At 57.3% G+C, this 24,747-nt stretch carries 22 protein-coding genes and 1 pseudogene; 12 read left to right on the top strand and 11 right to left on the bottom strand.

Translation table 11 applies throughout. The features are described from left to right. Positions 1-440: 440 nt before the first annotated feature. The 6 genes from KGB03_RS04360 to KGB03_RS04335 all read left to right on the top strand — a co-directional run bounded on the left by KGB03_RS04360 (position 441) and on the right by KGB03_RS04335 (position 7,690). Entirely contained in the window at positions 441-1,421 is a 981-nt protein-coding gene (locus tag KGB03_RS04360) for an integrase domain-containing protein (protein WP_223526442.1), read from the top strand. Next, positions 1,418-1,693, top strand: a complete 276-nt coding sequence (locus tag KGB03_RS04355; protein ID WP_223526441.1) for a hypothetical protein — start codon at positions 1,418-1,420, stop codon at positions 1,691-1,693. The genes KGB03_RS04360 and KGB03_RS04355 overlap by 4 nt, the downstream gene beginning before the upstream one ends. Positions 1,694-2,138: 445 nt before the next feature. Beyond that, on the top strand, positions 2,139-3,008 hold the full coding sequence (locus KGB03_RS04350) for an HNH endonuclease (RefSeq protein ID WP_223526440.1): 870 nt from the start codon (positions 2,139-2,141) through the stop codon (positions 3,006-3,008). Positions 3,009-3,824: 816 nt separating this feature from the next. Continuing rightward, the gene (locus KGB03_RS04345; protein ID WP_223526439.1) at positions 3,825-4,898 is read left to right on the top strand and encodes a DUF6575 domain-containing protein; all 1,074 of its coding nucleotides are present in this window, start codon (positions 3,825-3,827) and stop codon (positions 4,896-4,898) included. A gap of 515 nt (positions 4,899-5,413) precedes the next feature. Next, the gene (locus KGB03_RS04340; RefSeq protein WP_139648155.1) at positions 5,414-5,797 is read left to right on the top strand and encodes a nucleotide pyrophosphohydrolase; all 384 of its coding nucleotides are present in this window, start codon (positions 5,414-5,416) and stop codon (positions 5,795-5,797) included. 24 nt (positions 5,798-5,821) lie between these two features. After that, positions 5,822-7,690, top strand: a complete 1,869-nt coding sequence (locus KGB03_RS04335; protein WP_223526438.1) for a DNA/RNA helicase domain-containing protein — start codon at positions 5,822-5,824, stop codon at positions 7,688-7,690. Positions 7,691-7,753: 63 nt separating this feature from the next. Here the strand turns inward: KGB03_RS04335 and KGB03_RS04330 are convergent, their stop codons facing one another. Next, positions 7,754-8,131 (bottom strand): hypothetical protein, encoded by a 378-nt coding sequence (locus KGB03_RS04330; RefSeq protein ID WP_223526437.1) that lies wholly within the window; start codon positions 8,129-8,131, stop codon positions 7,754-7,756. Here KGB03_RS04330 and KGB03_RS04325 point away from each other — a divergent pair. From KGB03_RS04325 to rimJ, 4 genes are all read left to right on the top strand, one after another. Next, positions 8,130-8,591 carry an isochorismatase family protein gene (locus KGB03_RS04325; protein ID WP_218538073.1) on the top strand — a complete coding sequence of 154 codons (462 nt, stop codon included), beginning with the start codon at positions 8,130-8,132 and terminating at the stop codon, positions 8,589-8,591. The genes KGB03_RS04330 and KGB03_RS04325 overlap by 2 nt on opposite strands. Positions 8,592-8,671: 80 nt before the next feature. Further along, positions 8,672-9,421 (top strand): hypothetical protein, encoded by a 750-nt coding sequence (locus KGB03_RS04320; RefSeq protein WP_223526436.1) that lies wholly within the window; start codon positions 8,672-8,674, stop codon positions 9,419-9,421. After that, positions 9,418-10,824, top strand: coding sequence for a DUF2252 domain-containing protein (locus KGB03_RS04315; protein WP_223526435.1), 1,407 nt, complete (start codon positions 9,418-9,420; stop codon positions 10,822-10,824). Before KGB03_RS04320 ends, KGB03_RS04315 begins: the two co-directional genes overlap by 4 nt. 211 nt (positions 10,825-11,035) lie before the next feature. Further along, entirely contained in the window at positions 11,036-11,602 is a 567-nt protein-coding gene (gene rimJ / locus KGB03_RS04310; RefSeq protein WP_223526434.1) for a ribosomal protein S5-alanine N-acetyltransferase, read from the top strand. Between the two features lie 12 nt (positions 11,603-11,614). Here rimJ and KGB03_RS04305 read toward each other — a convergent pair whose 3' ends face one another. The 3 genes from KGB03_RS04305 to KGB03_RS04295 form a co-directional block, all read right to left on the bottom strand. Beyond that, on the bottom strand, positions 11,615-12,547 hold the full coding sequence (locus tag KGB03_RS04305) for a metallophosphoesterase (protein WP_223526433.1): 933 nt from the start codon (positions 12,545-12,547) through the stop codon (positions 11,615-11,617). A 364-nt stretch (positions 12,548-12,911) separates the two neighbouring features. Beyond that, positions 12,912-13,745: a phosphatase PAP2 family protein gene (locus KGB03_RS04300; RefSeq protein WP_218538075.1), complete on the bottom strand. Its 834-nt coding sequence runs from the start codon at positions 13,743-13,745 to the stop codon at positions 12,912-12,914. Between the two features lie 26 nt (positions 13,746-13,771). Next, positions 13,772-14,443: a histidine phosphatase family protein gene (locus tag KGB03_RS04295; RefSeq protein ID WP_218538076.1), complete on the bottom strand. Its 672-nt coding sequence runs from the start codon at positions 14,441-14,443 to the stop codon at positions 13,772-13,774. A gap of 258 nt (positions 14,444-14,701) precedes the next feature. Here KGB03_RS04295 and KGB03_RS31295 point away from each other — a divergent pair. Next, positions 14,702-15,763, top strand: a pseudogene (locus KGB03_RS31295) (methyl-accepting chemotaxis protein); the annotation flags it as partial. Beyond that, on the top strand, positions 15,758-16,621 hold the full coding sequence (locus tag KGB03_RS31290; protein WP_411739894.1) for a methyl-accepting chemotaxis protein: 864 nt from the start codon (positions 15,758-15,760) through the stop codon (positions 16,619-16,621). The pseudogene KGB03_RS31295 and the gene KGB03_RS31290, both read left to right, overlap by 6 nt. A gap of 124 nt (positions 16,622-16,745) precedes the next feature. On the opposite strand, the gene KGB03_RS04285 is transcribed toward KGB03_RS31290, so the two are convergent. The 7 genes from KGB03_RS04285 to KGB03_RS04255 form a co-directional block, all read right to left on the bottom strand. Further along, on the bottom strand, positions 16,746-17,114 hold the full coding sequence (locus KGB03_RS04285) for a glyoxalase superfamily protein (RefSeq protein WP_223526431.1): 369 nt from the start codon (positions 17,112-17,114) through the stop codon (positions 16,746-16,748). Positions 17,115-17,234: 120 nt separating this feature from the next. Beyond that, on the bottom strand, positions 17,235-18,692 hold the full coding sequence (locus KGB03_RS04280) for an N-acyl-D-amino-acid deacylase family protein (protein ID WP_218538082.1): 1,458 nt from the start codon (positions 18,690-18,692) through the stop codon (positions 17,235-17,237). Between the two features lies 1 nt (position 18,693). Beyond that, positions 18,694-19,554 carry a MurR/RpiR family transcriptional regulator gene (locus tag KGB03_RS04275; RefSeq protein ID WP_223526430.1) on the bottom strand — a complete coding sequence of 287 codons (861 nt, stop codon included), beginning with the start codon at positions 19,552-19,554 and terminating at the stop codon, positions 18,694-18,696. 15 nt (positions 19,555-19,569) lie between these two features. Continuing rightward, positions 19,570-20,919 carry a GntP family permease gene (locus KGB03_RS04270; RefSeq protein WP_218538084.1) on the bottom strand — a complete coding sequence of 450 codons (1,350 nt, stop codon included), beginning with the start codon at positions 20,917-20,919 and terminating at the stop codon, positions 19,570-19,572. Between the two features lie 186 nt (positions 20,920-21,105). Further along, positions 21,106-22,551, bottom strand: a complete 1,446-nt coding sequence (locus tag KGB03_RS04265; RefSeq protein WP_223526429.1) for a SulP family inorganic anion transporter — start codon at positions 22,549-22,551, stop codon at positions 21,106-21,108. A gap of 195 nt (positions 22,552-22,746) precedes the next feature. Next, a complete protein-coding gene (locus tag KGB03_RS04260) occupies positions 22,747-23,640 on the bottom strand; it encodes an NAD-dependent epimerase/dehydratase family protein (RefSeq protein ID WP_223526428.1) in 894 nt (297 codons plus the stop codon). 103 nt (positions 23,641-23,743) lie between these two features. Beyond that, positions 23,744-24,655: a LysR family transcriptional regulator gene (locus tag KGB03_RS04255; protein WP_074873581.1), complete on the bottom strand. Its 912-nt coding sequence runs from the start codon at positions 24,653-24,655 to the stop codon at positions 23,744-23,746. Positions 24,656-24,747: the final 92 nt, after the last annotated feature.

Genomic DNA, 24,747 nt, shown 5'->3' with positions numbered 1-24,747 from the left:
CCGGAAAGAGACGGGCACTTCTAACACTGCTGCAGCCCTGATCGCACAGGGCTTTGCGGCAATCCCCCTCGTGACAATCGGCGTGACAAACGCCGATGTCACCAGCAACAGCGCGGCAGATGATGGTGCCGCAGACCACGGAATGGACTGCACCTGACTGACAGTCAGGCATGCCCCGGTCATCGCATTGCTGCTTTCACCCGGCTCAGGATCTCGCGGCACTGGTCTCGTCAGCCAGTGCCACCTCCACCCGCCCACCGGTAACGGTGCTCAGGAGGCCAGATCATGAGATGCCCTTGCTCCCGGTCGTAAGGAGCTGCCAGTCCCGCATTAGTGGACACCCTCACAGGTCGCAGGGGCCTTGATCCCTGATAACACTCAGCATTCTTGGCGGGATGACGTGGGGCGAGGATCGAAGAACGGAAGATGAGGTGACCGACATGGCATTGGTGGGTAGACGCGATGGCCGCAATTTCGGCTACGGCAGGCAATTGAGTTACGCAGGGCCGCAGGCGCTAAAAGATATGTTCGGCGGTGGCCACTACGGCACGGTCAAGGCACACAGTGATCGGTGGCAGGCATTCGTAAAGTGGTGCCGCTCCGAACAGGGGCCAAGGATCAATGATGCGCGGCAGATTGATCGTGACATGTTGGCGGAATACGCAACGTATCTGCGCGACTTGGTTAGGCGCGGTGACCTTGCTGTCAGCACCGCACACAACCGGCTATCCAGCGTTAACAGGACCATGGCAGCGCTTCGCGGTGATCAGCATGTGAAACTGCCAAGTCCGAGCAAGGCGTTGGGTATGCAGCGCACCGGGGTTCGTCATTCGGTGCCACAGGGCCAAGACCGCGGACAAGTAAAGCAAATCGTCGACGCGCTTTGTAATCGAGATCAGCGACGGGCCGCCGCGATCATTCTGTTGGCACGAGCTACCGGCATGCGCTTGCGTGAGGCAATCTTGGCTGACCTGCAACGACTAAATCGTGAGGCTAGAGACATCGGCAAGATCAACATCCAGGACGGCACCAAGGGCGGTCGAAGCGGTGCCTCGGCACCCCGTTGGATTACGGTGAACGATGCGGTTCGAGTAGCGCTTGGATATGCAGAGAAGGAGTCGCCAGAGGGTAGCCGCAACCTGATTGCGCCACACGAAAGCTACCTGAATGTTCTGCAGGATATTATCCGCCCAGCGCGGGACATCCTCCATGGACACAACCTCAAAGGCTTCCATGAACTACGAGCGGCGTACGCATGTGACCGCTACGAGCAAATCACCCAACACCGCGCGCCTATCAACGGCGGTAAATGCTACCAGTTAGATCTGCGCCTTGATCGTGAGACACGGAGGCAAATCAGCTATGAGCTGGGGCACGGTCGGATCGATGTGGTCGCTGCCTACATTGGAGGACGCACATGAGTAAGCCATCCGATATGGAATTATTCTTAGCTGGCGTGCTGACCGGATCGCACGCCACACGGCAACGCCATTTGCGGCAGGCGAGAATCATCCAAGCTGAAATCTCAGAGCGCTGGCAGCGACAGACGCCTTGGGCTTGGCAGAAAAAGCATGTGGCTTGGTTTCTTGAGCATCGCCTAAATCGACGCAGCGAGGCGACGCGGTATTACTATTTGCTGACCGTGCGGCTGCTCACTCGTCGTTTACAAAAAACATGGGTTTTCAATCTCTGAGTGAGACCGGTTGAATCCACAACCCATAGCCGCCCTTCGCGGAAGACAGCTATCGGCCGATTCTGTTGAAAAAGTCGGTTTTTCCAGGCTGGCCCCATGCTGACCGCTGAAACGCTTTTTTTGCACGTCGCTACGCCAAATCTGAGCCCCGACTCTTCTGCTCAAAGTTAAGATTTCAATCTCACGCGCGTGCTTTTCTGCCGAGGAAACCAGGGCCGACTTTTTCAACAGAATCGGCCAAATGCAGTCAGTAGACAAGCAAGGCCATGTCTACGTGCACTGTTAAATTTGTCGCCTAGGGGGCCTTCGCCAATGCCTAGCAGGCTATATAATTCAGTATTTCCGCCTGCAGTTCCCAATATCAACTTCTCGTTGGCACCACACACAAACTACCGCCACTCTTGTGTCCGACTATTTATGATCAATCAAAGGAACTGGAAGCCATATGGGAAACTTATCATCTGAGCGGCTCAAACCTGATGTTATCTACACAAGGAAAGATCTCAGACAACTTTTCGACATCAAAGACGCCACCCTCAACAACGGCATTTTTCGACCCAAGGGATACGACTCGGTTTGGCTATTTGTGACCGAGCAGAAGACATCTGACCGGACCCAATACGTTGATTCTCTTACGGGCGACATTCTGGGTATGCAGGGGCAGCTCATGGGGCGAACAGACCACTTAGTTCGCGAGCACAAGGACCGTGGGCTGGAACTACTGGTCTTCTATCGCCGTGAAAAATACGAGCACTCCGGCGCAGGTTTCCGATACGAGGGCGCTTTCTCTTACGAAAGCGATTCGGGCTCGGGGCCCACCGCCTTCATTTTAAAACGCAAACGCACCGAGAGCATTGATACCGACCTGAAGGAAATTGAGCGAAAGGAAGACGCCCAAGGCGCGTTCAACCCCTCCGACGTCAGGGACGCACGCGAGCGGACTCTCGCCTCAATCGTTCGGCGACGCGGCCAAACTCGATTTAGGAAACTGCTGCTAAAAGCTTACAAGGGGCGTTGCGCCATGACGAAATGTGAGGTCGAGCCAGTACTTGAGGCCGCACATATCCATCCCTACCTGGGGGACCAGACTGACGTGGTCTCTAACGGCCTGTTACTACGAGCGGATATTCACACCTTGTTCGATTTGGGGATGCTCTGGGTCGAGCCAGAAAATTTGTCGATTCGAATTTCGGATCGGCTGAAAAACAGCGAGTACGCATCCCTGGAAGGACAACTTCTGACCCTTCCTGAAATCGAATCAGACCACCCTAGCCAGGCTGCGCTAGAGTTCAGGCTCAAGTTTAATCAAGAGTGACCCCGTCCGTGACCACCCTGAGCGCCGCAGTGCCATGCGCGCGCAGGGGGCTGACGTCGAACTAGGGACACTACCGGCCGGCCCGCCGACTTTGGCTAAAGCGCAAGCTACTGCGAATTTGCACTCCACTTAACCAGCCGGTTGCATTTGACCTGACCATAGATTGCATCGGATTTGACCAGCACGCTTTGTAATCATGCTCAGCAGAGAACGGCCAAAAGCAACCGCTCAGCTGTGTCTATCAAACCTAGGGTGATTGAACCTTTAGCCTGCCAGTCGTCGGCGAGCGGCGTGTCCGAGGCCATTGTTACTTTCGGAAATGCTACCGGTATGAAATGATGGCGTAATGCCTTAAATTTCGGGCCGCCGAACCATAAAAAGGAACTTTATGTCTTACACGTATAGCGCCCAGCTCGCGCAGCTGTCTGCGAATGGATATCAATGTCCACCAGCAGGGACATCTCCGATTCAACGGGATGCGTGGCGGTGGGTAGCAAATCCCGTTAGTACGCAGTGTTTCGCTCCGGTGGCCGTTCGAAACCCTCCTCGCTTGCTTCGGGCCTCTGACCCAGTCGAGAAGTGCTCCTGCTGGGGCCTATCTATGCATATGTCGTATGCCCAAAGCGTAAGTGCTTTCCAAAGCGTTCAAAAAAGCTTTCGCATGGCACGTAAGGTGTTTGGTGGACATGTAGCCAATTTGTTAATTACACCCAATGACGGAGCCTGTACTGCAGCGGATCGTTACGGCCATTTTGACTTTCACCCGTACACTACGGGCAACGTTCATAATAACGTGTCCACAGTGCGAGCAATTCCATGAGTTTTCTCCGCATTGAAGGTCAAAAAATAGATGCTCGAACTCTCTCCAAGCATCAGTGGAATGCTGATCTGATTGAGTTTGAAGGCCCATTATTGAGCCTGTATAAAAGCGAGTCCGGCAATGACTTGTTGTACGCTTGGCTCGACTGTACTGAAATTCGTAATCGCTGGTGCATTATACCAGTGAGCCGAAAGTCTCTTCGAGATTATCTGGAGCAACAGATAACACTAAGGGATATATATGTAGAGTCTGAGTGGATAGTTATATTTCATACCGGTATATCCGCAAAGCGCAGTGGCTTTCTTCGTACAAACTGGGACAAGCTACCAGAGGCGTATTTACCTGAAATTGACTCGTACCTGACTCCTGAGATAGCAACTCCAGCGGCGGAAAAGTTGGCTGAGGAGATCACAGAGTCTTATTTTCTTGGTTTGGATGGCGAGCTGTACATAGATGATTTTTCACTAATCCCTAAGATATATCAGCAGCTTTATTCATTTCACTATGGGCTGGAGCATCTTGATCGCCCAGCAGTACACGGTGCTTTGAGTAAACTTGCAGGCAGTTGGACTGGGGGGTTCAGTGCGGTCCACCTCTTCACTGGATTAAATTCCGTAACACCATCTATTCACAGAGCGAAAGTATCAGAGATTCAGTTTGCCTCTCCAGGACACATCAAGCTCAACTTGTTGTCTGATCTTGCTCGCAGGATTGAAACATCCGCCCATCAGATTTTTGATGAAACTTCTTTCGTGGCGTTGGAGCAGTATTATTCGACCGTTTACCGATATTTCAAAGATAACAAAATATCCGGATTTGATGACGAAAGGGCAATGTCGGCCACTCTCGCCCCTGAAATCCTGACCCGCCTGAAAGAGTTTGTAGACTTCTTCTTTAACTTGATGAAGTGGGATGATTATCGAAGTAGCTTTGATTATCTGAATGTCGACGCCCTACATCAATTGCGCGTTTTACTTGCTTACTATCGCAGGCTTAAAAAGCTAAGACCTTACTTGGTAGATGGCAACCTATTTCTAGGTAAGTCCCGAATTGTCGGAGCTTCCGACTAGAATACATAGAATAAACGAAAGTTCGAAAGCTATGCTGCCGCGTTAGGCTTGAGTTGTCTACGTGGCAGTTTAGACCCTGAATTCGTGATGGCAGCTTTGGGGTCAGGCTGTGTGAAAACGTTTGTGAGCGTAGCGACTACCAAAAATAGGGCTGAAAACCGCGCTTCTATCCAAAATCCGATCTCACAAACCAGCCGAGCAATTTCAGATTTCACGCACAAGCGCGCTCTTCAATTTCTGGTTGGGGTTTTCACACAGCCTGGGTTGAAAGCGGCCCTCTACCAATCATAGTTTTGGGTCGTTTGCTGTCGATCACCATAATTGGATCGCCCACCTATCTTGCAAGCACGAATGGCTGCCACGCTCAATGCAGATAGCGAACACCGGCAGCAATCCGGCCGGCAGCCAACATGAGAGAAAAAACACAAAAAAATCTGCGAAAGCAGCAAAAACTCTTACAATCCAAGGCCGGATTTCCTACACATTTCTTCCACCGATGACCAAGAGACAACTCCGTGAGTGACTCAGACAGCTCATCCGCGCCACTGGTTGACGTAGTGAAGCTTGCCGCATCCCTTCAGCGGTTCGCAGATGATCGCGACTGGCAGCAGTTCCACTCCCCCAAAAATCTCATCCTGGCTCTCACTGGCGAGGTAGGAGAGCTGTGCGAGATTTTCCAATGGATGAGCGATGCCGATTCGATCTCCGCCGCAACAGATCCCGAAATCGGCCAAGCCGTTAAGGACGAATTGGCGGACGTATTGATGTACCTGGTTCGCCTGAGCAGCGTACTCGGCATTGACCTCAACGAGGCGGTGACACGGAAACTCGCCTCGAATGGCCAGAAGTACCCCGTGGATAAAGCCAAAAGCAACAGCAAAAAGTACGACCGACTTTGACCACCCCGAATCTAAGGACAACCCGTGATCGTTTACGCTGCGACCAAACAGCAATTTCTTAAAGACAACGATAACGATGACATCGAGGAGGTGATCCTCAGGCATTACAAGGAAGCTACCGGCAAGAACGTTGGCACCTCGGAAATCAGGTCGTGGCAAGGATCCCTGACGTACATGGCCAAGGTCCTTAGAGATGAGGGCCTGCCAAGCAACGCAGGCTTGGCCATTGAATTGCACATTCCGCAGTCGTCGAAGCGAATCGACTTTCTACTCACCGGTCGCGACGAAAACCAGGCAAAAAAAGCCGTACTGATCGAGTTGAAGCAATGGAGTAAGGCCAACGCCACAACCAAGGATGCCATCGTCAAAACGGCGTTGGGTGGCGGCCTCATTGAGACCATTCACCCGTCCTATCAGGTATGGTCATATGCAGCGCTGCTGGAAGGCTTCAACGAGGCGGTGTATGACAAAAGCATCGAAATCCGTCCGTGTGCCTACCTCCATAACTACGTCAGCGACGGCGTTATAGATTCAGCTCACTACGAGCCCCACATCAGCAAGGCTCCGCTGTTTCTGAAAGGCCCGGAAGAGCTCAGTAAACTCAGAAGCTTTCTGAAAAAGCATATAAGTCATGGCGACAACAAAGAGGTTCTTTACGAGCTGTCCGAAGGAAAAATTCGCCCGTCCAAGGCGCTAGCCGAAGCCCTCGGTGGGTTGATGAAAGGCAAACCCGAGTTCGTATTGATTGACGATCAGAAAGCAATTTTTGAGTCGGCGCTGGCGGCGGCAAGCGAGGCCTCGGACCAAGCCCCCAAGGTGATGATCATTGAAGGTGGACCGGGCACCGGGAAGACCGTTCTGGCTATCAATCTGCTGGTGAGGCTCACCGAATTGAAGCTGATGAGCAAATACGTCTCCAAGAACGCAGCCCCGCGTAAGGTCTACGAGAGCAAACTGGTTGGCACCATCAAGCGCAGTCATTTCTCGAATTTCTTTTCAGGCTCTGGGGCATTCATCGACACTGAGCCCAACACATTCGATGCGCTTATCGTGGACGAAGCTCACCGGCTGAATGAGAAAAGCGGGCTTTATGGAAACCTTGGGGAAAACCAGATCAAGGAGCTGATTGATTCAGCGAAATGCTCAATTTTCTTCATTGATGAAGACCAGCGTGTAACCTTGAGCGATATCGGCAGCAAGCAGGCGATACGCGCCTTTGCAAAAGCCAAGGGTGCTGTGGTTGAAGAACACGTGCTTTCTTCGCAGTTTCGCTGCAGTGGTTCTGACGGTTACCTAGCATGGCTGGATGACACGCTAGGCATTCGCTCGACGGCAAATCCGACGCTTGAGACTCAAGAGTACGAGTTTAAGGTGTTCGACTCACCTCAGGCGATGCATGAAGCAATCAACGAGAAAAACCACGGAAACAAAGCTCGTGTGGTCGCGGGCTATTGCTGGCCTTGGCTGAGCAAGAAAGACTCCACCGCTGCTGATATCGTCATTGGTGACTACAAACGCCAATGGAACCTGGATCAGGATGGCAGCCTATGGATCATCGCTGAGAACTCCATTGAGCAGGTTGGCTGTATTCATACCTGCCAAGGTTTGGAAGTCGACTACATCGGAGTGATCATCGGGCCAGACCTAGTCGTCCGTGACGGCAAAGTAGTGACATCCCCGGATGAGCGCGACAAGCACGATAAATCGATTCGCGGCTGGAAAAAAATGATGAAAGAGCAACCTACCCTGGCGAAAAAAGAAACAGACCTGATCATCAAAAATACATACCGAACCCTGATGACACGCGGGATGAAGGGTTGCTACCTGTACTGCACCGACAAAGAGACTGCGCAATACTTCGAGAGTCGGCTTAGTCAACACAGCAATCATTGACGGTATCGTTTGCTAGGAGCCCTGTACCTGCGAGTGGGGACATCGTACGCGCAGAGGCCACAATCAACAGGGCGACCATTTGCTTGATAGATTCGATCCCGATTCGTTTTTGGGGGCAGAGCTCAAAAAGCACCGTCCATCGGAATCCAGACCACGTAGCGTTCCAACTGGTATTCCAAGCAAGTTGACCAATAGATTATTAACCAAAAAAAACAGATAGATACCGACTTGTTTCAGATTACCCCGGCCCACCAAATACGAAGCAAAACAAAACCCGCCAAGTGCGGGTTTTGTTGCATCTGGGGTTTGGTCATTTTTGCAGGCAGCCTCACCATCCCCGGCAAAAGCAGGCCTGCTCGCGATAAGGCTCGCAAGCCCCCCCAAAACAACCTCGCGACCAATGCCACCATCGTCGTCGCGACCTCCCACGGAGACGCCCATGCGCCAAGCCCTCCTTATCATCGACGTCCAGCCCAGCTTCGCCCCACCTCAATGGCTCATCGAAGGTATCCAAACACTCATCGGTACCCTGCCCAGCGTCGCCACGGTCGAGCGCCACGACGAATCCAAAACCCCGTTCCAAAAACAACTCGGCTGGCACCCCGCTCCAGACGATGACAGCCTGATTCAGGCCGACCGTATCTTTATCAAGCACGGCTACGCGCCTTCGCAGGAAACCATCGAGTATTTGAAAAGCCTGAAGGTGGATCGCGTACTCGTCTGCGGTCTTCAGACCGAGACTTGCTGCCTGGCGGCGGGGTTTTCGTTGTTTGATGCGGGGTTGCAGCCGACGCTGATCACGGATCTGACGATGGGGTCATCGCTGGATCGGACTGGAGAGTTGGGTGTCAGGCTTTGGAAGCATCATTTCAAGCACACGCTAAAATCGAGTGAGCTGTAATCAACATATTAGTCGGCGATACAACACAACGGAACCTATGCTGCGGGTTTACCTGCAACCACTCACTCAGGAAGATCAACATGAACGTATGGATCGCAGCCGTCCTGGTCGCCATGGTTTCTGTGCCTGTACACGCCGCCACCGAGATCGCTCCTCATGTCGAGCAGGTCACCTTCAACAAGGGCTCCGACACCGTCAAGTTCGCCCGTTCCATCAAAGGCCCGCTCACCGCGCAGTACCGTCTAAACGCCAAGGCCGGTCAAATGATGACCGTGGACTTCAAGTCTTCCAACACCTCCACCTACTTCAACATCACCGCAAAAGGTGCGGACTACGCGTTGTTTAACGGATCGATCATGGGCAATCACTTTCTGGGACTATTGCCCGCCGATGGCGAATACACGGTTCAGGTATACCTGATGCGCAACGCCGCTCGGCGCAATGAGGTGGCCAACTACAGCCTTTCATTAAGCCTGAACTCGGGTGATGCGACGGACAGCAACCAGCCGTTCGACCAGACACTTGAATTGCAGGGCATTGGCTTTCACGTGACGAGCGAGTCGGTCGATGGAAATCGTACTCTACGCATTGCACCCCAAGGTCTGAAAATCGATCACTCAAAGATCGTACGCCCCCTCACCGGCACCATCGTCCGAGCCGAGGTCGCCGACCTTGATCGCAATGGCTCCCCAGAGATTTACGTGTTCATCAGGTCACCGGGGCGTGGGATGCCGGGCGAGCTCATTGCTTACACTTCGTATGAAGACCCGAAGCCCTTCTACACTCATCTCTCACACGTACGAAAACACTCATCAAACGAGCCCACATGACCAACCTCAACGACCGTTTGAAGCAAGGCAAGGATGCTCGCAAGAACTGCTCCCGCAGTTCGCAGGCGGCCATGGGGAAAATAGATCGCGACCCGCTGCCGCTGATCAAAACGTCCAGTGAAGGCCGCATTAAATCGCTGGTCGAGTTGCGCTACGGCCGCATGCTGGTCTCGCCGTTCACCTTCTATCGCGGCAACGCGCTGTTGCAAGCCCACGACTTGGCCGCAACATCCAACATGGGGCTGGTATCGCCCATCTGCGGCGACAGTCACCTGATGAACTTCGGCGGTTTTGCAACGCCAGAACGCAATCTGCTGTTCAGCGTCAACGATTTCGACGAAGCCCATCCCGGCCCTTGGGAGTGGGACTTGAAACGGCTGGTGGCCAGTTTTGTGGTGGCAGCGCGCGACCTGCGCCATGGCGACACGGTCGAAGAAACGGTCTGCCGCCAGGTGGTCGGCGCCTACCAGCAGACCATGCTCGAATGCGCCGAACAAAGCGCTATGGAAACCTGGTACGAGTCCATCAGTTACCGCGATTTGCGGCAGCAGGCGAGCAAAGCAACACTGGAGCATGTAGAGCGCGCCATCGAGAAAGCTGAACGGCGTACCCATGCTGAACTGCTGCCAAAAATCAGTGACCGTGACGCACAGGGCCGTCTGATCATTCGCGATGACCTGCCGGAAATTTTCCATTTACACGAAAACACCACGCTGCTGGATGCCGACGACGACTGGCTGCGCCTGTCGGACTGGCGCCCACTTTACGACGCATTCATGCGCGACTATCCCGGCACGCTGCAAGCCGACCGCCGCGAGCTGTTATCGCGTTTTCACGCTCAGGACATGGCGTTCAAAGTGGTCGGTGTGGGCAGCGTCGGGACTCGATGCCTGGTGGCCCTGCTGACCGATGATCAGGAGTTCCCGCTGTTCTTACAGTTCAAGGAGGCGCGTCGTTCGGTGCTTGCCGATTATGTGAAGACAAAATCGCGGGTGCGGCATAACGGTCAGCGCGTGGTCGATGGCCAACGGTTGATGCAATCGGCCAGTGACCTGTTCCTCGGCTGGACCACCGGCCCCAGCGGTCGACACTTCTATGTGCGCCAGTTGCGCGATATGAAAGTCTCGGCTGAACTCGAGACGTTCGACGCCGAAACCTTCGCCGCCTACGGACGCGTTTGTGGTCGCGCGTTGGCCCGCGCCCACGCCAAATCGTCGGGAAACGCCGCACACATCAGCGGCTACATCGGCAAAAGCGATGCGCTGGCCGACGCGCTGTTCAAGTATGCGCAAAGCTACACCGCACAGAATGAGCGCGACTTCGAACGATTCCAGCAGGCCTGCCGCAAGGGCCGTTTGCGGGCGCGCTCGGAAGCGGACTTTGCGGCGGATCATTTGCCGTAGGCGTGTCTCAGGGAGTGAAACGGCGGGCACTCATCGACATGAATTTTTCTTCACCCCACGACCTTCCACCAACGGGTACATTGCGCTCGCTCATTCAAGAAACTACGGTTTGCCCGCCCTCCCGCGGGCTTTTTTTTGCCTGCTGTTTTGTTGTGTTTCCCCGCTGACCACGCAATGCTTGCGCGACGATCCCCGTGAACCGGAGCGCCCTATGCCGCTGCTATCCCTGCCCTGCAAACGCTTGATACTGGCAGTGCTCGACCCCGATCAGGCTGCGCTGGAAAGCGACTTCTACCGGCGTAACTTGAGGCATCTCGCCCGGTGGTCGCCGATTCGCCCCGTCGATTACCACAGCCCGGAACGCATCCGCCCGCGCCTTGAGGTGCAAGCCAGCGCTTTCCAGGCCGGCCTGGCGGTGCATTTCGCGTTGCTGGATCCGGACAACGGCCAGATGATCGGCGCCTGCAACTTCAGCGGCATCACTCGCGGGGCGTTTCAGGCCTGCTATCTCGGTTACCACATCGACGAATCTCATCAGGGCCAAGGCTTGATGCAGGAAGCACTGGAAGCGGGAATCGGCTACATGTTCGATGAGCAGAAGCTGCACCGGATCATGGCCAATTACATCCCTGGCAATGAACGCAGTGCGCGGCTGCTGGAGCGCCTGGGATTTGAACGTGAGGGCTATGCCAAGGCCTACTTAAGTATCGCCGGGCGCTGGCAGGATCATGTGTTGACGGCGTTGATCAACCCGGCGCCGAGTACCGGGTTCCGCTAAGCGCTCATCGTGTTATTGCACGACCACCTTTTGCGCAACGTCGGGCAACAGACAGCCTTTGGCCATCCACTGACAATCCCGGTCCCAACGATAACCGGTTTCCAGGTTGCCTCGATCGTCATAGTAGGCCAGCCGCAATTGACCGGGATTCAAATCAAGTTTGGCAAAACCGGCGTGTGCAGTGGCAAACGAGCTGTCCTGCCCTCCGGCGCCAAGGGCGTAGAGTTTCTGGCCCCCGGCCCCGGAAACCACCCAGGCTGGCTCGGCGGCGCGAAGCAGCAGTTGCTGATTGTGGTCGTGCCCGGCGAGGAACACGTCGACCTTGTTGCGTTCCAGCGCGGGCAACAACAGGTTGACCAGTTCACCGTCCTCACCATGCTGGCCATGATTGCGGACCGGGTGATGGGCCGCCGCAATGCGCCATACAGGTGCCGGTCCCGGTTGCTGGAAGGCTTGGTCAAGCATGTCGATCTGACGCTGAAAGGATTCCCGTGGCGCCGAGGTGTCGAGGAACACCATTCGCACCAACGGGCGCCCATCGACGCTGCCGAAATCCTTGACATAGAAGTTGCTCGACATCTGCCAGCGACCCGAGCCCTTGCGCCGCCGGCCATATTCGAGCTCGACCTTTTGCGACTTGGGGTAATCGTGATTGCCCAGTACGGCGTAAAACGGCACATGACTCAGCCACTGGCCCCAATAGACGCGCTCGAATTTCATTTGCCAGCCAAGGTCGTGGGTACTGGTCAGCGGTTTGCCATAGAAGTTGTCGCCCAACAACACGACCATGTCCAGCCGCCCGTCTCTGTCCGCGACTCTCTCCATGGCCTGCCCCACCCGCCACTGTTGCAGATCACCACTGCCCTGGTCGCCCAAGGCAATCATCGACACGGCAGAAGGATCCAGGCCACTCAACGGAACAAATGGCGCCGGAGGTATAAACATCCAGTACCCGACCATCGTGGCGCCAATCAGTAGGATGACCGCGACGATGCTTAACTTGCGAACAGCTTTTCCGGGCACAAAACGTTTTGCAGCCGGCGATGGAATTGGAGGGCGTTTCAATCAAGGGCTCACTTGGCATGGCCAGCCAGGCGTTAAGGGATAGCAAGGGTTGCTATTAATAGATCACACCAGTTGTTCACACTTTGTTAAGAATTCACCCCGTATACCTTTTTTAGCCCGTTGTATTTCTGTAAGAGCGAGCCTGCTGCAAAGGCAATCTCCCGAACACCGCCCCACAAGACGGATAACAAAAACCCGCCACCCTCTTCAGGACTGGCGGGTTTTGTTGTTCAAGTCTTTTGAATCAGCTAACCGTTTGCGTCTGTGCAACGCTTTCAGACCGCTCATGCGCTTGCAGCACCGGCTGCTCCAGCCGCGCCCGCCCGTAGAACGCCAGCGCTGTCAGCAAACACGCCAGCCATACAAAGATCCCGGCCCAAAAGGTGTGGGACATGTAGTGCCAGCCCTGCACAACCCGCGTCGTGCCGTAGACGAAACCGAGCAGCAGCGAGCCGTACATCACCGCTTTGGAATAGCGCCAGCGGTAGCGGCGCGCCACAAAGTACAGCGCGAGCATGGTGAAACCGCCCGAGGCGTGCCCGCCCGGCCAGCAACGCCCCTTGCCGGCGACTTTCAGCAGATCGAAATTCTGATACCACTCCTTATGCTCGATTTTCCCCGCGTACTGGGTCGTTTCGACCGGGCAGTACACGCTGGTGTGGCCCTTGAGGTAGTGGATCACCCCAGTGCTGATGGAGAACGCGAGCACCACATAGAGGAAGTCCCGGCGGTGCTTGGTGGCGAACCGAAGCACCGGCGCGACTTTGATTTTTTCCAGGAATGCGATGATTTTCGAATGCTTTTCGGCCTTCAGACGCGGCCAGAGAAACGACAGCAAAGCGCCGATGATCGCTATTTCACCGGTCCAGTTCGGGATGATCCGCGCCCATTTATGGGTGATCTTTTCGAACAGTTGGATATGATCCAGCGGAAACGTCTGCGTGACCGGGTCATAAAAAAGATCATTGAAAGCGATGTCGATTTTGGTCAGGTCGAACATCAGGAAAACCACGACCGCACAGGCCAGCGGAATGCCAAAGTTCACCCAATAAAAGCGGTAACGGGAAGAAGTCAACATCGTGTGTCCTGATCCAGAAAGTGAATTCATTCGGCAGTCATCGAGCGCCAGTCCGAGGCTTCGATGAAACCGAGCATGCGGGGTGCCAGAGGCGTTTCGGCCGAGATAAACAAAGAAGCGCCATAGCCCAGCGTAGACGCCGGCAACTTGAGGTCTTTCTCAAGTTGCGACATGCATTCGCTGTGGGTCACCAGAATCAGGTTTCGCCCGGCCACCTTGTGCGCCAGAGCGTCCCGCAGCATGGTGCCCTTGCAATTGATCAACCATTCTTCACCAACCCCGACCTTGTTGAACATGTAACCAGCGGTCTGCGCTGTACGCAACATGGGGCTGTTGTAAATGTCGGCCTTGTTCAGCCCCAGTTGTTCGAACTGCTCACCCACACCCACCGCGACGCTGCGAGAGCGAGCGGTAATGCCATCGTTACCGCTCAGGCAGGCAGCGCTGGAATGATCGCAGCGTTCAACGTGACGCACCAGCACGATTACGTTGCCCTTGGCCCAATCGGCCGCCAACGCCCGGGCGCCGGTCACATTGCCATGGGCCAGGTCCGGTACAGCGGCCGGCTGCAACAGCCACACCGTCAGCGGAATCACCAGCAGCGCCGAGGCGAGCACGACAGCCGCATTGCGATAGCGGGCAAAACGGCTCAGATCAATCGAGCGTTTTATCCCGAACAGATTCAGTCTCAATACCACATCAAACCGCCTCTCAGGCACGCATCACTTTCTTCGGTGCGGCGAGAGTAAAGAGGCTGGCGTCGGCAGTCGGTGAAACGCATGTGAAAAAAAGCTTAAGACCTGCAAAAGCCTTGTTACACATCGGTCCCGCAAAAACCATTCAGCTCTCGTAATTGCTGCCGATACAGTCCTGCTACACACCTTGCTGGCTACCAAAAACAACAATCTTCCAGCCAACCGACGATCTAGAAGCACAACGTTCCTGGAGGACTTTTGATGAATAGCTGGTTCGGCAATATCAGCGTGAACATGAAGCTGGGCCTGGGGTTCGGCCTGGTCCTGGCCCTGACCTGCGTCCTCGCCCTGACCGGCTGGACAAGCCTGGGCGGACTGATTGACCGCAGCAACTGGATGAGCGACATCACCCAGCTCAATGCCGGCCTGACCAAGCTGCGTGTGGTACGCCTGCAATACATGCTGACCAACGGCGATGAAACTGCCGCACAGAATGTCCAGACCACACTCGAGGCGTTCTCCGCTCAGCAACAAGCGCTGCTGGTGAAATTCAAGAGCCCGGAAAACCTCAAGCTGCTCAAAGAGCAAGGCGCCGTCATCGACGCCTACAAGACGTCCCTGAACAAAATGCGCAGCGCGTACCGCACCGGTAACAGCGCGCGCGACACCATGGGCGCCAATGCCGAGACCGCGAACACGCTGATCAACGCCATCAACACCAACGTGCAGCAAATGCCGCTGAGCGACCAACGCTTCGAACAATTCCAGGCCATCACGGCGGCCAACGAAGCCTTCTTGCTGGCCCGCTACGAAGTGCGCGGCTACACCGCGACCACCAACGCCGAGACCGAGCAAAAAGCCGTCGGCCAACTGGACGTGGCCATCGCCAGCCTGAAACCCCTCAACGTGCATTTCGCCGACACTCAGCAAGACGCCCTGCGTCAGCTGGAAACCGCACTGACCAACTACCGCAGCGCCTTGCAGGCTTATAAAGCGGCGAACAGCGATGCGGTGCAGGCGCGCAAAGAAATGACCGACCAGGGCGCCGCTATCGTGACCCTGAGTGATCAGCTGTATCAGATCCAGCTCGACCGCCGTGACATCGAAAGCGCCCAGGCTCGCACCCTGCAACTGATCAGCACCTTGCTGGCGTTGCTGGTGGGCATCATTGCTGCCGTGATCATCACCCGTCAGATTACCGGCCCGCTGCGCGACACGTTGGCCGTGGTTGAACGTATCGCCAGCGGCGACCTGTCCCAGGACGTCAAAGTGACTCGCCGCGACGAACTCGGCGTGTTGCAACAAGGCATCGCTCGCATGGGCGTAACCCTGCGCGACTTGATCAGCGGCATCCGCGACGGCGTCACCCAGATCGCCAGCGCTGCCGAAGAGCTGTCCGCCGTGACCGAGCAAACCAGCGCCGGGGTCAACAGCCAGAAGATCGAGACCGATCAAGTGGCCACCGCCATGCACGAGATGACGGCCACCGTGCAGGAAGTCGCGCGCAACGCCGAACAAGCCTCCCAGGCGGCCGCCGCTGCTGACGGCGAAGCCCGTGAAGGCGATAAAGTGGTGAACGAAGCCATCGCCCAGATCGAACGCTTGGCCACCGAAGTGGCGCGCTCCACCGAAGCCATGAGCGTGCTGCAACAGGAAAGCGACAAGATCGGCAGCGTCATGGACGTGATCAAGGCCGTGGCCGAACAGACCAACCTGCTGGCGCTCAACGCCGCCATCGAAGCGGCACGTGCCGGTGAAGCCGGTCGTGGTTTTGCCGTGGTGGCCGACGAAGTCCGTGGCCTGGCTCAGCGCACGCAGAAATCCACCGAAGAAATCGAAGGCCTGGTGGCCGGTCTGCAGAACGGCACGCAACAAGTGTCGGCGGTGATGAACAACAGCCGCGCCCTGACCGACAGCAGCGTCGCGCTGACTCGCAAGGCTGGCGTGTCACTGGAAAACATCACCCGCACGGTGTCCAACATCCAGTCGATGAACCAGCAGATCGCTGCCGCCGCCGAGCAGCAAAGCGCCGTGGCCGAAGAGATCAGCCGCAGCATCATCAACGTGCGCGACGTATCCGAACAGACCGCCGCCGCCAGCGACGAAACGGCAGCGTCCAGTGTTGAACTGGCGCGCTTGGGCAGTCAGTTGCAGCAGATGGTGAGCCACTTCCGGGTGTAATCACACCTGATCGTTCCCACGCTCCCGCGTGGGAATGCCTCAATGGACGCTCTGCGTCCGCTCTTGGGACGCGGAGCGTCCCGGGCTGCATTCCCACGCAGAGCGTGGGAACGATCAATCCGCCTTACACACAAATCGCATTGGTAAACACCAACCGATTGCCGAACGGATCGCTGATCGTCATGTCCTGGCTGCCCCACGGCATCGCCTGGATTTGTGGGTATGCGAATTTATATTCCTTGGCCAGCAATTGTTGCTGAAAGGCCTCCAGCTCATCGGTCTCGATCCGCAACGCAGAGCCCGGTGTGCTGTCGCCATGGTGTTCGGATAGATGCAGCACACACTCACCGCGGGAGACTTGCAGGTACAACGGAAAGTCGGGCTCGAAACGATGCTGCCAGTCGATCTTGAATCCCAGGAAGTCGACGTAGAACTCCACGGTCTTGATTTCATCGAAAATCCGCAGGATCGGGGTGGTTTTACCGAAGCTCATGGAGTTGCTCCCAGACTGATAAGGCCCAGAGTGTAGCTGGGCGAGATGTCAGCGCTTCGGCTTGGTAATGGCTTTCTTTAGTCTCAATATGCCATCACTGTGACGCAGCGCTCGGAATGGTTACCGGAATCCCTCACGCAAGTCCCCTTGCCGTGCCAGAAACCGCCCTTCCCTTCTGCCGTTTGCCTGGCCTTCGCTGTAGCTCAAGACACCGTTGACCCAAACCCCATCGATACCTTCCGCCGCCCGTTGCGGATCATTGAAATCCGCCACATCGCGAATCGTCACAGGATTGAACAACACCAGATCAGCCCAATGTCCTTCACGGATTTCGCCACGTTCCTTCAAGCCAAATCGCGCTGCCGACAACCCGGTCATTTTGTGCACGGCGGTGTGCAGCGCAAACAGCCCCACGTCGCGACTGAAATGTCCGAGTACACGTGGGAATGCGCCCCACAAGCGGGGATGCGGAAACGGGTCTTCCGGCAATCCGTCAGAGCCGACCATCGACAGCGGATGCGCGAGGATTCTTCGTACGTCCGCTTCGTCCATTCCGTAATACACCGCGCCGGCCGGTTGCAGGCGTCGAGCGGCATCCAGCAGCGGCACCCCCCACTCGGCAGCGATGTCGATCAGGTCACGGCCACCCACTTCAGGGTGCGGCGTTGACCAAGTGATGGTGATGCGATGAGCGTCGGTGACTTGCTTGAGGTCCAGCGTCGATGAACTCGCCGCGTAGGGATAACAGTCACAGCCTACCGGGTGGGTTTTCGCCGCCTGTTCAAGGGCCGCCAACAGTTGGGGACTGCGCCCCCAGTTACCGGCGCCGGCACATTTGAGGTGGGAAATGATCACCGGTGTTTTGGCATGACGGCCGATCTGGAACGCCTCATCCATGGCCTCCAGCACCGGCTCGAATTCGCTGCGCAAATGGGTGGTGTAGACCGCGCCGAAGGCCGTCAGCTCTTCAGTCAGTTGCATGACTTCGTCGGTGGAAGCCGAAAACGCGTTGGCATAGGCAAGCCCCGTGGACAGGCCCAACGCACCGGCCTCAAGACTGTCGCGCAGTTGCTCGCGCATCGCGCTGATTTCGTCCGGCGTGGCGGTGCGAAACAGATCGTCGAGGTGGTTGCTGCGCAGCGCCGTGTGACCGACAAGTGCGGCCACGTTCAGCGTGGTGTGCGCCGCTTCGACGGCTGCGCGGTAGTCGCTGAACCTGGGATAAACAAACGCCGCGGCGGTGCCGAGCAGGTTCATCGGGTCGGGCGGATCGCCGCGCAAACTCACCGGCGAAGCGCTGATCCCGCAGTTGCCGACAATCACCGTGGTCACGCCCTGGCTGAGCTTGGGCAGCATCTGCGGCTGGCGGATCACCACGGTGTCGTCGTGGGTGTGCACGTCGATGAAACCTGGCGCCAACACGCGGCCGGCGGCGTCGATTTCTTCGGTGGCGCGGGCATCGTGCAAGTCGCCGATACGCTCGATGCGGCCGTTCAGAATCGCCACGTCGGCGGGATAACCGGGCGCGTTGCTGCCGTCGATAATCAGGGCGTTGCGGATCAGCGTGTCGTACATCATGTCAGTCTCCCAGCGGCAAATGATCGTCGCCGCCGCGGTAATCGTCGAGGGCGAGTTTGATCCGCCGCAGACGCTCTTGATTGTCTTCAGGATTGGCCAGCGCCAGCTCGGTGGCGAGCACGTCGATGGCCAGCAACATGCCGTAGCGCGCAGCCGTGGGTTTATAGATGAACGAGGTTTCGACACCTTGCAGCGGCAGCAGCACATCAGCCAATAGCGCCAGCGGCGAGTCGGCCCGGGTAATGGCGAGAATTCGTGCGCCGTAGCTGCGCGCCAGCTCGACAGCCTCGAGCAGTTCGGGGGTGATGCCAGTCAGCGAGCAGGCAATGACGGCGCGTTCGGCATCGAGGCTGGCGGCGGTGACGCGCATCATCACCGGGTCGTGGCACACCGCAATCGGGTAGCCGAATCGCACCAGCCGCACTTGCAATTCATCACTGCACAAGGTCGAGCAACCGCCCATGCCGAAGGCGTGAATCATCCGCGCCTTGCCCAGCAATTTCACCGCGTCGGCGAAACGTGATTCGTCGAAGGCCGACAGATGCTGGCGCAGGGTCGATTCGATATCGCCAACAATTTGCCCATAGAACGCCGACTGCTCGGGCGTACCCGCCGGGTCCAAAAAGCGACTGCCGACGCCGCTGGCCTGGGCTAGTTGCAGCCGCAGATCGCGCAAGTCGCGGCAGCCGACGGTGCGAGCAAAACGCGAGAGCGTGGCGGTGCTGACTTCCGCTCGCAACGCCAGTTCATCGAGACTGGCGGCGGAAGCAAATCCTACGTCGTCGAGCATCAGCCGAGCGATGCGTCCTTCGCCCGCGCTGAAGGAATCCTGACGGGCGCGGATCTGGTAGAGGATGTCCATGGCGGGCGGCTCCGGCTAAAGCAGGTAAGAAAGGCCAACGGTCAGACCGAAGGCGACAACCGAGATAATGGTCTCGAGCACCGTCCAGGTCTTGAAGGTCTGGGCGACGGTCATGTTGAAGTATTCCTTGATCAACCAGAAACCGCCGTCGTTGACGTGGGAAAAGATAACCGACCCCGCGCCTGTCGCCAGCACCAACAGCTCTGGATGGGGATAACCCAGACCAATGGCCACCGGCGCGACGATGCCCGACGCGGTGGTCATGGCCACCGTGGCAGAACCGGTGGCGATGCGCATCAATGCAGCGAACAGCCAGCCCATCAACAGCGGCGACAGGTGAAATTCGTGGGCCAGGCTAACAATCTGGTCGGTGACTCCAGCGTCCACCAGAATCCGGTTCAAGCCACCGCCCGCGCCCACCAACAAAGTGATGCTGGCGGTCGGTGCCAGGCATTCGTTGGTGAATTTCAGAATAGATTCGCGGTTGAAGCCCTGGGCCAGGCCAAGTGTCCAGAAGCTCAGCAAGGTCGCCAGCAGCAAGGCGATCACCGAATTGCCGATGAACAATAGAAACTGATTGAAACCGCTGCCCGGCGTGGAAATCAGATTGGCCCAGCCGCCGATCAGCATCAGCACCACCGGCAGCAGAATGGTCGCCATGGTGATGCCGAAACCCGGCAGGCTGTCACGCGGTTCACGCTCAAGGAACTGACGTTCCAGCGGGTTATCTTCCGGCAGTTGAATGCGCGGCACGATGAACTTGGCGTAGAGGGGGCCGGCGATGATCGCGGTCGGTATCCCGATCAGGATCGCGTAGAGCAAGGTCTGCCCCACCGAGGCCTGATAAGCCTGCACTGCCAGCATCGCCGCCGGGTGTGGCGGCACCAGCGCGTGGACCACCGAGAGCCCGGCGACCATCGGCAAACCGACCATCAGAATCGACACGCCCACGCGCCGCGCCACGGTAAATGCGATCGGCACCAGCAGTACAAAACCGACTTCGAAGAACAGCGGCAGTCCGACAAGGAAAGCGATGCAGACCATCGCCCAGTGCGCATTTTTCTCACCGAAGCGGTCGATCAACGTTCGCGCCATCTGCTCGGCACCGCCGGACTCGGCCATCATTTTGCCAAGCATCGTGCCCAGCGCGACCACCAGTGCGATATGGCCCAGCGTCTTGCCGACACCCGCCTCATACGCCCCCACCACGCCCGACGGCGGCATCCCGGCCAGCAGCGCCAGGCCGATGGACACCAGGGTGATGACAATGAACGGATTGAGTCGGTAACGGGCGATCAGAACGATCAGCGCGATGATGGCGATGGCGGCGTAAACCAGCAGCCAATAGCCGAAGGACGGTGTCATGCGGTACTCCTCGAAAGGGTCACGTCGAATGGGTTGTGAAACTCATAAAACATTTCGATGGGTGATTTTCAAACGAGGTGAAAGTAATTTTCGTAGAGAGATAAGGGTTGTCGCGCAGAGGTATGGGCGGTCGTAGGTTATGAAAATCAGGCAGGTGGATTTTCATCACACCTGCCGGGATTGGTGTTAGTCGTGATTCACGCGAGCGCGCTTGAGCAGCTTCTTGCAGCGTTCGGACAAGTGCAGCACGCGCAGGTGCTTGCCGGCCTTGGCGTAGCGTTCACGCAGCGTTTTTAGCGCAGCTATCGCCGAGTAGTCGACGAAGCTCAGATGGCGACAATCGATCGTCACTACGGGTGGGTCGTTGGCGGGGTCGAACTGGTTGAGAAAAGGCGTGGTCGAGGCGAAAAACAGCGTGCCATGCAGGTGGTAGAGCTTGCTGCCGTCCACTTCAAGATGACTGTCGGCATAGAGCTCGCGGGCCTGCTGCCAGGCAAAGTTCAGCGCCGCAATGATGATCCCGCAGAGGACCGCAGTGGCCAGATCGGTGAACACCGTAATGACCGTTACCGCGATGATCACCAACACGTCATTCACCGGCACTTTGTTCAACACCCGAAGCGAGGCCCAGGCGAAGGTCTGCTGCGACACCACGAACATCACCCCGACCAATGCGGCCAGCGGGATGCGCTCGATCAGCGGCGAAAGGAAGAGGATGAACAGCAAAATCATCACCCCGGCCACCACACCGGATAGCCGACCGCGACCGCCGGAACTGAGGTTGATCACTGTCTGCCCGATCATGGCGCAACCGCCCATGCCGCCAAACACACCGGAAACCATGTTGGCCGCGCCCAGCGCCACACACTCGCGATCCGGGTAGCCACGGCTCTCGGTGATCTCGTCGGTGAGGTTCAGGGTCAGCAAGGTTTCCAGCAGACCGACCAACGCCATCAATATCGCGTAGGGAGCGATGATGCGCAGGGTTTCCAGGCTCCAAGGGATGTCTGGCAGCGCAAAGGTCGGCAAGCCGCCGGCAATGTGCGCCATGTCACCCAAGGTGCGGGTTGGCAGACCGAGCAGATAAACCGCCAGCCCGACACCCAGAATCGCCACCAGCGCCGGCGGTACGGCGCGCGTCAGGCGCGGCAGCACGTAGACGATGGCCATCGTCACGGCAACCAGCCCCGCCATCAGGTACAGCGGCGTGCCGCTGAGCCAGACGTCACCGCTCTTGAAGTGTTCCAGCTGCGCCAGGGCAATGATGATCGCCAGGCCGTTGACGAAGCCGAGCATCACCGGGTGCGGCACCATGCGCACCAACTTGCCAAGCCTCAGCAGCCCGAACGCCAGCATGATCAACCCACCCAGCAACACGGTAGCCAGCAAATACTGCACACCGTGCTGCACCACCAGCGCGACGATCACCACGGCCATTGATCCGGCAGCACCGGACACCATGCCCGGTCGCCCGCCGAAGAGCGCGGTCAAGGTGCAAATGATGAAAGCGCCGTAAAGCCCCATCAATGGATTGAGGTGTGCAACCAGCGCGAAGGCGATGCATTCGGGCAGAAGAGCGAAAGACGTGGTGAGCCCGGCCAGGACATCGGCGCGCAGATGTTTGGGTTTCATGTCTGATCTAAATACAGGCGGGAAAAGAGGGGGCGGATGTTACGGAATTGAGGGCGGCCCGGCCAGTTGTTGGGCTGCTGAAAACGCTTTCGCGGGCAAGCCCGCTCCCACATTTAACCGAGTTCTCCTGAAGAAATACGGTCGAATGTGGGAGCGGGCTTGCTCGCGAAAGCTGCGACGCGGTCTAGAGCGAACTCAAACCATCTCGTCACGAATCCATTCAATCACCGATGCCCGCTTCGGCGCCCAGCCCAGCAACTCCCGCGCCTTTTTACCGCGAACCCGGCTGTTGGAGCCCAGGCCATAGTTGGCCATTTCATAACCCCACTCGGCTTCGGCCTCTTTCAGCGGCCAGTCTTGTGGCTCACCCAGACTCAGCGCTTGGGCAATCGCAGTGGTCATGTCGATGAACGATGCTTCACCGCTTTCGACGAAGTAGAAGGTGCCCGGTACGTTTTTGGTCAGCGCCAGCAGGTACAGGGAAACCACGTCTTCGATGTGCACGTTGGACCAGATGTTCTGGCCGGTACCGACATGCCGGACCACGCCAGTTTTACGCGCCTGTTTCAGCAAACGCGGCAACTGCACGCTGTCGCGATTCACGCCCAGGCTGTGGCCGTAGATCAGGGTGTTGCAGATGACTGCCGAGTTCACCCCGTCCTTTGCTGCGGCCAGGATCAGGTTGTCGATGGCCACGCGCGCAGCCTTGTCGACGGTCGGTGCCGGCAGGTTGTCTTCGAAATAGATAACATCGCTGGATTTGCCGCCCGACGCATCGCCGACAATGCTCGAGCCGCTGGTGTGCAGGAACACTTTGTTGGAACCGCGAAGTGCATCGAGCAACGCTTCTACCGCGCCGCGATGGTCGCTGCTGGCGGCGTTGATCACGGCATCGGCAGCGCGGGCCTGTTCGGCCAGCAGGGCGCTGTCGTCAAGCGTGCCGAGCACCGGGGTGATACCCAGAGCGCTCAGTTCATTGGCTTGCTCGGCGTTGCGCACCAGACCGGTGACCTTGTAGCCGGCGCGGACCAGCCCCGTGGCGATGGAGCCGCCGATAAAACCTGCAGCGCCGGTTACGAATACGTTCATGGAGAGACTCCCTGCGTTAATAAGTGATGCAGCCAGTATTGAGGACCGATGCCTGTGGAAACAGACAGCGTTGCCCAATTCACTCTTGCGCAGGGGTCACGAATCAGCCCTTGAAATCCGCGTTCGCATAAGCCGCCAATTTGCCTTGGATGAAGTCCAGGAAGCATTGAATCCGTAGGGCAAGTTGCGAGTTGCGGTAGTACACGGCATTGATCGGCTGACGATAACCGCTGTTGAAATCCGCCAGCAGCACCTGCAAACGTCCGGCGCGGATGTCATCAATCGTCATGAAGTGCGACAGGCAGGCAATGCCTTGGCCTTCCAGCGCCAAGTGCCTGATCGTCTCGCCGCTGGAGGCGCTGATCGACGCCTGAATCGGCCAGCGATCGCCATGCACGTAACGCAGCGGCCATTGGTTGAGGCCTTCGTTGTGGGTAAAGCCCAGCAGCGTGTGCCCGGACAAGTCCGCCACTTCAGCCGGTACTCCATGTTTTTCAAGATACGCCGGGCTGGCGACGATGTGCAGCGGACTGCATCCCAGGGAGCGGGCATGCAGCGTCGAGTCGGCGAGCGTGCCGATGCGGATGGCGATGTCGGTGCTTTGCTCGAGCAAATCGATGATCAAATCGTTGCTGTTGAGTTCCAGCTGGATGTCCGGATAGAGCCGGCGGAACTCGTCGATGTACGGCACGATGGCGTGCAGCATGAACGGCGATGCGGCATTGATCCGCAGACGCCCGGACGGGGTTTGCTGACGTGAGGTCAGGCGCTCTTCCAGCTCGTCCATCTGATCGAGAATCAGCTTGGCGTGCTCGAAGAAATACTTGCCCTCTTCGGTCAGGTCCATGCGCCGCGTGGTGCGGTTGATCAGCGTGGTATCGAGTTTCGCCTCCAGCCGCGACAGCGTACGGCTGACCGCTGAAGGCGTTTGCCCGACCTGTTCGGCCGCAGCGGAAATCGACCCGCATTCAATCACGCAGACGAAAATCTGCAACTCATCGGATCTGGCTTTCACGGATGTTCCTTATCGATAATTTCGCACAGCGCATAAATCGCTTTCTGTAGGAGCACGGCTTGCCGGCGATGGCGTCCTCAAGAGCGCCATCG

Source organism: Pseudomonas sp. BF-B-26 (assembly GCF_019956495.1).
Taxonomy (GTDB): domain Bacteria; phylum Pseudomonadota; class Gammaproteobacteria; order Pseudomonadales; family Pseudomonadaceae; genus Aquipseudomonas.
The sequence above is the reverse complement of the archived record's forward strand: the minus strand, read 5'-3'. Positions and strand labels throughout refer to the sequence as shown.

What these genes read in the sequence shown, in the direction of transcription:
- KGB03_RS04275 (WP_223526430.1), bottom strand. Translation starts at nt 19,554, where the DNA reads ATGGACATCCTCTACCAGATCCGCGCCCGTCAGGATTCCTTCAGCGCG.
- KGB03_RS04355 (WP_223526441.1), top strand. Translation starts at nt 1,418, where the DNA reads ATGAGTAAGCCATCCGATATGGAATTATTCTTAGCTGGCGTGCTGACC.
- KGB03_RS04280 (WP_218538082.1), bottom strand. Translation starts at nt 18,692, where the DNA reads ATGATGTACGACACGCTGATCCGCAACGCCCTGATTATCGACGGCAGC.
- KGB03_RS04325 (WP_218538073.1), top strand. Translation starts at nt 8,130, where the DNA reads ATGCGCCAAGCCCTCCTTATCATCGACGTCCAGCCCAGCTTCGCCCCA.
- KGB03_RS04300 (WP_218538075.1), bottom strand. Translation starts at nt 13,745, where the DNA reads ATGTTGACTTCTTCCCGTTACCGCTTTTATTGGGTGAACTTTGGCATT.
- KGB03_RS04305 (WP_223526433.1), bottom strand. Translation starts at nt 12,547, where the DNA reads ATGTTTATACCTCCGGCGCCATTTGTTCCGTTGAGTGGCCTGGATCCT.
- KGB03_RS04345 (WP_223526439.1), top strand. Translation starts at nt 3,825, where the DNA reads ATGAGTTTTCTCCGCATTGAAGGTCAAAAAATAGATGCTCGAACTCTC.
- KGB03_RS04320 (WP_223526436.1), top strand. Translation starts at nt 8,672, where the DNA reads ATGAACGTATGGATCGCAGCCGTCCTGGTCGCCATGGTTTCTGTGCCT.
- KGB03_RS04350 (WP_223526440.1), top strand. Translation starts at nt 2,139, where the DNA reads ATGGGAAACTTATCATCTGAGCGGCTCAAACCTGATGTTATCTACACA.
- rimJ (WP_223526434.1), top strand. Translation starts at nt 11,036, where the DNA reads ATGCCGCTGCTATCCCTGCCCTGCAAACGCTTGATACTGGCAGTGCTC.
- KGB03_RS04315 (WP_223526435.1), top strand. Translation starts at nt 9,418, where the DNA reads ATGACCAACCTCAACGACCGTTTGAAGCAAGGCAAGGATGCTCGCAAG.
- KGB03_RS04330 (WP_223526437.1), bottom strand. Translation starts at nt 8,131, where the DNA reads ATGGGCGTCTCCGTGGGAGGTCGCGACGACGATGGTGGCATTGGTCGC.
- KGB03_RS04360 (WP_223526442.1), top strand. Translation starts at nt 441, where the DNA reads ATGGCATTGGTGGGTAGACGCGATGGCCGCAATTTCGGCTACGGCAGG.
- KGB03_RS04270 (WP_218538084.1), bottom strand. Translation starts at nt 20,919, where the DNA reads ATGACACCGTCCTTCGGCTATTGGCTGCTGGTTTACGCCGCCATCGCC.
- KGB03_RS04265 (WP_223526429.1), bottom strand. Translation starts at nt 22,551, where the DNA reads ATGAAACCCAAACATCTGCGCGCCGATGTCCTGGCCGGGCTCACCACG.
- KGB03_RS04285 (WP_223526431.1), bottom strand. Translation starts at nt 17,114, where the DNA reads ATGAGCTTCGGTAAAACCACCCCGATCCTGCGGATTTTCGATGAAATC.
- KGB03_RS31290 (WP_411739894.1), top strand. Translation starts at nt 15,758, where the DNA reads ATGGGCGTAACCCTGCGCGACTTGATCAGCGGCATCCGCGACGGCGTC.
- KGB03_RS04260 (WP_223526428.1), bottom strand. Translation starts at nt 23,640, where the DNA reads ATGAACGTATTCGTAACCGGCGCTGCAGGTTTTATCGGCGGCTCCATC.